8 protein-coding genes are annotated in these 8189 nt (G+C 44.8%); 3 read left to right on the plus strand and 5 right to left on the minus strand.

What is annotated here, in order from left to right:
- Positions 1-105 precede the first annotated feature (105 nt).
- A complete protein-coding gene (locus ACH10T_RS13750) occupies positions 106-1065 on the minus strand; it encodes a hypothetical protein (RefSeq protein ID WP_394809823.1) in 960 nt (319 codons plus the stop codon).
- Positions 1066-1663: 598 nt separating this feature from the next.
- On the opposite strand from ACH10T_RS13750, the gene ACH10T_RS13755 reads away from it, so the two are divergent.
- Positions 1664-2518 carry a PA4780 family RIO1-like protein kinase gene (locus tag ACH10T_RS13755; RefSeq protein ID WP_394809824.1) on the plus strand — a complete coding sequence of 285 codons (855 nt, stop codon included), beginning with the start codon at positions 1664-1666 and terminating at the stop codon, positions 2516-2518.
- A gap of 119 nt (positions 2519-2637) precedes the next feature.
- On the opposite strand, the gene ACH10T_RS13760 is transcribed toward ACH10T_RS13755, so the two are convergent.
- Positions 2638-2997 carry a transposase gene (locus tag ACH10T_RS13760; protein ID WP_394809825.1) on the minus strand — a complete coding sequence of 120 codons (360 nt, stop codon included), beginning with the start codon at positions 2995-2997 and terminating at the stop codon, positions 2638-2640.
- Between the two features lie 38 nt (positions 2998-3035).
- On the opposite strand from ACH10T_RS13760, the gene ACH10T_RS13765 reads away from it, so the two are divergent.
- The gene (locus tag ACH10T_RS13765; protein WP_394809826.1) at positions 3036-3260 is read left to right on the plus strand and encodes a hypothetical protein; all 225 of its coding nucleotides are present in this window, start codon (positions 3036-3038) and stop codon (positions 3258-3260) included.
- On the plus strand, positions 3250-3600 hold the full coding sequence (locus ACH10T_RS13770; RefSeq protein WP_394809827.1) for a PIN domain-containing protein: 351 nt from the start codon (positions 3250-3252) through the stop codon (positions 3598-3600). The genes ACH10T_RS13765 and ACH10T_RS13770 overlap by 11 nt, the downstream gene beginning before the upstream one ends.
- Positions 3601-3966: 366 nt before the next feature.
- On the opposite strand, the gene ACH10T_RS13775 is transcribed toward ACH10T_RS13770, so the two are convergent.
- The 3 genes from ACH10T_RS13775 to ACH10T_RS13785 all read right to left on the minus strand — a co-directional run bounded on the left by ACH10T_RS13775 (position 3967) and on the right by ACH10T_RS13785 (position 8024).
- Complete coding sequence (locus ACH10T_RS13775; protein ID WP_394809828.1) at positions 3967-4458, minus strand: DUF4145 domain-containing protein; 492 nt, start codon at positions 4456-4458, stop codon at positions 3967-3969.
- Between the two features lie 366 nt (positions 4459-4824).
- Complete coding sequence (locus tag ACH10T_RS13780) at positions 4825-7008, minus strand: OsmC domain/YcaO domain-containing protein (RefSeq protein WP_394809829.1); 2184 nt, start codon at positions 7006-7008, stop codon at positions 4825-4827.
- Between the two features lie 167 nt (positions 7009-7175).
- Complete coding sequence (locus tag ACH10T_RS13785; protein WP_394809830.1) at positions 7176-8024, minus strand: transposase; 849 nt, start codon at positions 8022-8024, stop codon at positions 7176-7178.
- Between the last annotated feature and the right edge of the window lie 165 nt (positions 8025-8189).

The following is an 8189-nucleotide window of genomic DNA, read 5'->3' on the forward strand; positions in this document are numbered from 1 at the left end:
GTGTTAAAAACAGACTCAAAATGCTCATTTATTAAGCATAAACTGCGCTTTTTCGCCTGTTTTTGCCTTGCATCGGCTACCTCGAAAACGTTTTTCAACAGCCTGTTAAATAACCAAGAAATCAGCAGCTGATACAGGCGGTACACCGCTAAGAATAACAAAGACTTGTGCTCCACCCGCAGTGCTACCATTAAAGTCATACGACAACTTGCCATTCGTGGTGTTATAAACCAGGTAATCATTGGCATCTACCGCAGTACCTGTTGCATTGGCACGGAAGTTAACAGCAGCAACAGCGCCTGGAGCGAAATTGGAGAAAATAGAGTTATTCAACTCAATGGTATCCGAAGGCGCGAAGAAACCGTTAATCAGATCAACATTGGTCGCACCGAGTGTCGTATCAAACAGATAACGATCATCAGCACCCAAACCGGCAAAGAGGATATCGTTGCCCAGACCGCCGGAGAGATAATCATTTCCAGTCCCTCCAAAAATAGTATCGTTACCACCGAGTCCGAAAATTTGATCATCGTCCGCATCGCCACTTAAAGTATTAGCAGCGTTGTTTCCAGTAATGTGGTTGTTATTGCTGTTACCGGTGCCATTGATCGCGGCAAAGCCATCCAATCGAAGGTTTTCAATGCCAAAACCTAAGGTATGCTTGGCAGCAGTAGACACAACAGAATCATTGAGACCACCTACCGCAGTATTCACGGTTTCGGCGGCAACATCTCCCACACTGTCGACAACATAGAAATCGATCTGGTCGCCACCATTCATATTGTCTGCACCTGTCCCGCCATCTAAAAAGTCAAAGCCAGAACCACCGAGCAGATTGTCGTTACCGCTACCGCCAGAAAGACTATCATTTCCGCTGCCGCCAAAAAGTTGATCATTTCCGCTGCCGCCAAAAAGTTGATCATCCCCACCCCTACCGTCCAGGATGTCATTACCTCCGAAGCCGCGGATAACATCTGCGAAAGCGGTGCCGATTAAACTAAAGCGGAAAGCGCCGCCATTGAACGTGTTATTGTCATTAAAGCTTGTGCCATTGATATTTGCCATTTTAGTTACCTCTCTACTCTATTAAAATAAATTAACAAATTTACTCATTTAAATTCTTCGTGAAGAAATCATATTTTAATTATTATATCAATCAGTTAAATCGCTCAAATCGCGATTAAAATACGCCTAAGTTGCTACAATAGGCATTAATATAGTAGCACCAGATCCTATTTGGTATGATTTTTTACGTACGGGCACCTCTAAAAATTCAAAGTTCTAAACAAAACGAGACACAAGAAAAAAATGGTTATGCAGCATATGCATACTATGTAAGGAAACATTTTTTGAGCAAACAAAGTGTTGTGACGAAATTTGGATTTTCAGAGGCGCCCTAAACAATAGCCATGACACAGCCAGTTATGATCAGCCCCAACTGCCCTAAGGATTTCTAAAAAACTTACCCGATCATCATCTTTAAAAATGGCTTCGCGAAGATCTCCACGCAAAGTGACGTGGTAAAGCGCTCTCGAAAATTCTAGACGGAGCGATCTTGTCATGATCTACAGTATGCAGCCATTTTTCTTTATTCACGACCTGCCCCTTTTGTGCTATAAATTGTATCTAAGATGAATATCAAAATAAGCGGAGTATTAAACGAATGAAAACTCCAAAAAGAATTGAACCACTCATCCAGGATGGCTTTGTCGATGAAGTTATCCGTCAATTAATGAGCGGCAAGGAAGCTTCGGTTTATGTGGTTCGCTGCGGAGAAGAGATACGTTGCGCTAAAGTATACAAAGAAGCCAACAAGCGCAGTTTTCGCCAAAGTACGGATTATACCGAAGGCCGAAAAGTAAAAAACAGCCGTCGCGCACGCGCCATGGAAAAAGGTACCCGGTATGGACGCAAAGCACAGGAAGAATCCTGGCAAAGTGCCGAGGTAGATGCCCTGTACCGGCTCGCTGCTGTTGGTGTACGTGTGCCCAAGCCATATCATTTTCATGAAGGTGTACTTCTGATGGAACTGGTCATTGACAGCGATGGCAACGCAGCCGCGCGTCTCAATGATCTTGTACTAACTGCAGAGTTATCGCGTGAATATCATCGTATGCTAATTGCGCAGGTGGTTCGCATGCTGTGTGCTGGGATTATTCACGGTGATCTGTCTGAATATAACGTGCTAGTCGACAGCACAGGGCCTGTTATCATTGATTTGCCACAAGCTATCGATGCAGCTGCCAATAACCAAGCCTGTAAAATGCTGTTACGTGATGTCGAGAATCTGGCTGTCTATTTCGGTCAGTTTGCGCCTGAATTGCTAGCTACCAGTTATGGTATGGAGATCTGGACGCTCTATCAAAGTGGACAACTACATCCGGACAGTATTTTGACCGGACGCTTTGAGTGTATTGAGAAACCAGTCAACATTCAAAGCGTTCTACGTGAAATCGATGACACGCTGAAGGAAGAAGAGGCGAGGAAGCTTTATCGTGCGCTACATGCACATCAATGATGTTCAGAGTAGGTGCCTGATAACTACTCCACAGCCAGTCTTCAAGCCGTTTGACCATGCCTTTGGCTCTTAGCGGATTCAAAACGACATAACGAGAAAGCTCAAGCAAATAACGATCTTTACCCACCTGGATTGCTTTGTACCGCCCTTGAAAAAGATGACCGTCTCAACCCATGCCGACGATTCGATGCCTGCGTATGAACACCATTCAGCTGACGCATAGCTTTTGACAAATTGCCGTCAAGTGTTTCGATAATGAGATGATAATGGTTATCCATCAAACGATGGCCATGACACAACCAGTTATGATCAGCCCCAACTACCCCAAGGATTTCTAAAAACATTACCCGGTCATCATTGTCTTCAAAAATAGCTTCGCGGCGATCTCCACGCGATGTAACGTGATATAGCGCATTCGGCAATTTCTGTTGCGCCCCTTCTGGTGCTCTATCTGCATCTGCATAATAAATAGTGTACACTACGGCCGTGTGCACAATATTAGAAAAGGATGTAATCAATGAAAAATATCACCCTGAGCGCCGATGATAAATTGATTGAAGCCACTCGCGAGCGGGCGCGCACCGAACAGACCACACTCAATGCACAATTTCGCCGCTGGCTAACGGATTATGTGCAGCAGGAACAACAAACCGAGTCTGCCATGACATTAATCGAGGAATTGCGTGGACAAGTACGCACGGGCGGTCGCAAATTCACGCGAGACGAAATGAATGAACGGTGAATTTATCGATACCAACGTTTTCATTTACTTGTTTGACGAAACTGATGAGCGCAAACGCAAAATCGCAGAACAACTGATTCGGAGTGCACTGGAAACACGCAGTGCCTGTATCAGCCATCAAGTTGTCCAGGAGACGCTCAACGTTGTGACGCGCAAACTGCCCTTCCCCATGAGCACTGAGAATGCTCAGCGTTTTCTGGAACAGATTCTTGCGCCCTTATGGCGTGTTATGCCCAGCCTGACACTTTATCGACACGGCCTAGACCTTCAAATGCGCTATGGTTTCAGTTTTTACGATGCTTTGATTGTTGCTGCAGCCATCGAATCCGGTTGCACGTGATTATACACAGAAGACTTGCAGCATGGCCAGAAAATTGAGGGATTGTTGATTGAAAATCCTTTTGTCGACTGAGGATTGAATGGGATTGCGCAGAATCAGTATAGTCAATCGAGTCTGACCCTATAGATTTCTGGCTTGCAGTAAACACTTATTTTCTTGATTCGCGACCTGACCCCTTCCATATTCATAAGTAGAAAAATGTCTTCGCAGCGATCCCCACCCGATGTGCCGTGGTAAAGCGCATTCGGGAATTCTAAACGGAGCGGTCTTGTCATATTTAGAATATATATCAATTTTTCTTCGTTCGCGACCTGCCCCCTTTTTGCTCTCTCCCGCGTGACCCCTCTCTCCCGCATTGTCATGTGTCTATTTGTCACGACCGTCCTTTTTCTCGGCTGCTTTTCTTGGTTTTTCAGGCAACGCCTCATACATTGCATCCCACTTTCTAGGTTCAGTAATACCTGCTGTTACAATCAAGTTAAGTAATTCAAAAAGACCGTTGGCAACATTATCGATGTCTTCCCCATTCATTTCACCTGGATGAACAGCATTGTTACCAATAATTCTCAATGTATCAGCGGCCCGAATTAACCTTTCACCAAATTCGGGTTTCTTGGCTAGTGAACGTATATCCGTGTCAATATGTTCACCCGGTTCTCCGAGATGGCGGCATAATTTCTGTAATGCCAATCTCAAAAGGGCGGCTGCGGCCCGTGTGGAATGGTTAACAACTAACCGTGCCTCTTCATAGTCAGCTTTTACATCCTCAGGCATATCGGCCGCTGCTGGTGGAGCATCCGATAAAATTGGATCAACAAGTCGTAAGTTATAATTGTAATTATCTTTTCGATCGGACATTTTCCAGACTGAACCTTGGCTACAAGCCCTACATACGAGCATATGAGTTTGTGTCGGCATACGCGTTGGAATGCTCATGTAGTGAATATCGCACAGAGAATTAGCAGAGCATACGGGGCACTTGAACCTTATATAATTTTCTTTAGTACTTACTTTTATGACACTCATTGCATATTCCTTTTACACATAACGTAATATATACGACATCACAAACATGGGCACAGGCCTAGAATTAAGAATATTTTCGATGAATTGCATGAATTTCTGTTTTGTAATCCATATCCGCGATTCTGTACCTGATCCCATTTGATTGAATTTCAGCACAATTAAGTATTGTATCCTCGGAATTTCAAGTGATTTGACCCGCTATGCTTTATTCGCCTCGCGGGCTTGGTGAAGCTTTTTGTAGCTTCCGATTAGTCTTAAGTGCTTGTCTAAGCCTTCTAGCTTCATGCTGGTTTTGGTTAGGCCAAAGAATCTCACTTCGCCAGTTACAGAGCCGATCACATTGTCCATGGTTTTTTTACCGAACATTTTATTTAGGTTGCCGATAAAATGCTCAAGCGCCAATGCTTCGTCCAAGGTGATCTCAAGTACGGCATGAACTGCTTGATAGAACAAGCCGCGCTCTACGGTGTTGTCGTTGTATTGCAAGAACGCTTCTACTAACTCAATAGCCTCATCAAGCTTGCCTAAGGCAAGGGTGATCAGAATTTTTAGCTCAAGAATAGTCAGCTTTCCCCAAGCCGTATTTTCATCGAACTCAATTCCAATCAGAGTTCTAATGTCCGTGTAGCTATCTAGCTGACTTTCTTCTAAACGCGCCGCCAAACTCGCCAAGGCATCATCACTCAGCGAATGAATATTCAAGATATCTTCGCGGTAATCCAGCGCCTTGTTAGTGTTGTCCCAAATAAGGTCTTCGATTGGATAAACTTCTGAATAATCCGGCACGAGGATGCGACAAGCTGTGGCGCCCAAGTCATTAAAATGGGCAATATAAACTTCTTTGCCCAATCCCTTCAAAATGTCCAATAAGCGATCTTTTTCCTCTTCGTTGGCGCCTGAAAAATCCCACTCGCAGAATTCATAGTCATGCTTGCTACTAAAGAAGCGCCAAGAGATCACACCCGTTGAATCAATAAAGTGCTCAACAAAATTTTCTGGCTCTGTCACTGCTAGGCTATTAAAGGTTGGTCGTGGCACATCATTTAGCCCTTCAAAGCTGCGACCTTGTAATAGCTCAGTCAGGCTGCGCTCCAACGCCACCTCAAAGCTTGGATGGGCGCCAAATGATGCAAATACACCCCCCGTTTTTGGATTCATTAGCGTCACACACATCACTGGGAATTGGCCGCCTAATGAAGCATCTTTGATCACCACAGGAAAACCATTCTGTTCCAGGGCGTTAATGCTCTCTAAGATGCTTGGGTACTTTTCAAGCACGTGTTGCGGCACGTCTGGCAAGGCAATCTCTTCTTCAATAATTTGTTTTTTTACCGCACGCTCGAAGATTTCCGATAAACATTGCACTTGCGATTCATGCAGGTTATTGCCCGCACTCATACCGTTACTTAAGAATAAGTTCTCGATCAAATTAGATGGGAAATACACGGTTTCTCCATCGGATTGACGCACAAAGGGGATAGCGCATATGCCACGCTCAACCAAACCCGAGTTGGTGTCAATCAGATTTGAGCCGCGCAGTTCACCATCTTGATTGTAGATGTCTAAACAATATTCATCCAAAATGCCTGCTGGCAACTCGTCATTTGGCCCCGGCTTAAACCATTTTTCATTGGGATAATGTACAAAATCGTGGTTGGCAATTTCTTCGCCAAAGTACTGATCGTTGTAAAAGAAATTGCAGTTAAGGCGCTCGATAAACTCACCTAGCGCTGAGCAAAGTGCGCTCTCTTTGGTTGAGCCTTTACCGTTGGTAAAACACGAAGGCGACGTTGCATCGCGTATATGCAGCGACCACACATTGGGCACGATATTGCGCCAAGAGGCAATCTCGATCTTCATGCCAAGGCCGGCCAAGATACCAGTCATGTTCGAGATGGTTTGTTCAAGTGACAGGTCTTTCCCTAAGATGTAAGTGCTGGAATCGCCTTCTGGTTGACCCATCAGCATGATTTGTGTGTCTTCGTCGAGGCTCTTAATCGGCTCGATTTTAAACTCAGGGCCAGTTTCCACTACTTTTTTCACTGTACAGCGGTCAATAGATCTTAAGATACCTTGGCGATCTTTATCAGAAATACTTTCTGGCAGCTCCACTTGAATTTGAAAGATTTGGTTATAGCGGTTTTCAGGATCAACAATATTGTTCTGCGACAGCCTGATGTTTTCTGTAGGAATGCCACGGGACAAACAATACACCCGCACAAAATAGCCCGCACAAAGGGCCGATGAAGCCAAGAAATAATCAAAAGGACTGGGTGCTGAGCCATCCCCTTTGTAGCGAATAGGCTGATCAGTGATGACCGTGAAATCATCAAACTTAGCTTCAAGTCTGAGATTGTCGAGAAAATTAACTTTGATTTCCATTGAATAGTGTCCAGAGTCGTGCGCCGCAACGCGCAAGCGTTTCAAACCTTCTTCTACTTAAGGTTTCTAGCAGCTACCAGTCGGTGGGTTGATCTTAAATTAGAGGGATTATCTGGCTTTTCGCGGCAATAGTCTTGGGTAAATTACTAGGAAAAATAGTTCCAGAATCAAGAATCCTTATACTTACGAGTAATAACCCCAATCGTCGTCGGATGCAATTGATAGAATTCGCCGATTTCCCGTTGGCTGTAGGCACCAGTTTTGTAGGCGGCGATGATCGCTGGATCGCGGTCTTTGTGCTGCGCTGCAATCTCAGACAGAGGCTTTGCAATCGGCCGCTTTTGCTGCTGGGGTATATTTAAATCGTCTTTTTCCTTGCCGATTCTTTTCTGCATTTCAGTGACGAAAGCGGCATTCCCTAAATAAATTTGTCCCTTCAGATTCGACCAGATTTCAGGCTGATGTTGCACGCCTTCCAGGATAAATTGCCGGTATTTCTCCGTTGCAACTTTCCTTTGCTTTCCAAATAAGGACAAAATCCAATCCGTTGTCAGCCATTCGGGTTTGGCAGCATCACCCGCCATTGCCGGAAAACTGCTCCACGGCCAGTCTTCGAGCCGTTTAATCAGTCCTTTGGCTCTTAACGGATTCAGCACAACATAGCGGGAAAGCTCAAGCAGATAGCGATCTTTATCCACCAGGATTGCTTTGTAGCGCCCTTGAAAAAGATGGCCGCCACGCCCGTGCCGACGGTTCGACGCCTGGGTATAAACGCCATTGAGCTGGCGCATACCTTTTGACAAATTGCCGTCAAGCGTTTCAATGATCAGATGATAATGGTTGTCCATCAAACAATAGCCATGACACAACCAGTTAAAATCAGATACAACCCTTCCAAGAATTTCTAAAAACCGCAACCGGTCCTCATCATCTTCAAAAATGTCTTCGCGGCGATCTCCACGTGATGTGACGTGGTAAAGCGCATTCGGAAATTCTAAACGGAGTGGTCTTGTCATAGCGTGGAGTATATAGTTATTTTTCTTCTTTCGCGACCTGACCCCTTTCTGTTGACCCCTTTCTGCTCCCCATATTCAAAAATCAAGTGCACCACCGTATCCTAAGTATCATTAACTAACTGGATAACAGAGGTGCAACATGGCAATACACTATTTCCACCTGAA

The sequence above is a fragment of the Nitrosomonas sp. genome (genome assembly GCF_043753625.1).
GTDB lineage: Bacteria > Pseudomonadota > Gammaproteobacteria > Burkholderiales > Nitrosomonadaceae > Nitrosomonas.